Here is a 495-nt window from a genome sequence, read left to right on the forward strand (position 1 = left end):
GCCTAATGCTGCCATGCGCTGGATCATCAGCTCCTGAATCAGATTGTACTGATCGGCGCGCCTTGGCAATTTGCCTGCATTGACCTGATCTTCAAGCCACAACCATTGCCAGAAACTGGCTTCGTAAAGCGACTTTCACCCTGATTTTATTTTATGACTTGTCACCTTAGGTCAATAAATTCTAAGTTTTATGATTTAGTGACGGCTAAAGCGGCATTTAATATCGATAATCCAATTGACGTTGCAGCCGTTCGATTTCATCAAGTAGATCAAGCACCACAGCGACTCCGGGTACATTCAAATCCAAATCTTGCTGTATACGACTGGCGCGTAGAGCACGGCGCAGATTGACGGTGGCAAAGCGCCAGTGAATTGGCCGATCTCCCTGAGGATCCAGAACCCCTTCTTCAACCAGGGCGATCACCCATTCAGCAGGTTGACCACAAGCGCGACAAAACTCTGCCAGGTTAAGCGTCGGCTCATGCTCTGCAATGA

General features: G+C 48.5%; 1 protein-coding gene and 1 pseudogene. Both read right to left on the minus strand.

The features are described from left to right. Positions 1–120: pseudogene (locus tag ACYP03_RS24005) on the minus strand (hypothetical protein); the annotation flags it as partial. Between the two features lie 97 nt (positions 121–217). Continuing rightward, positions 218–495: chaperone modulator CbpM (locus tag ACYP03_RS24010; protein ID WP_459782363.1), on the minus strand; the 278-nt coding region annotated here is incomplete at its 5' end.

This window comes from Photobacterium sp. R1, assembly GCF_054600795.1.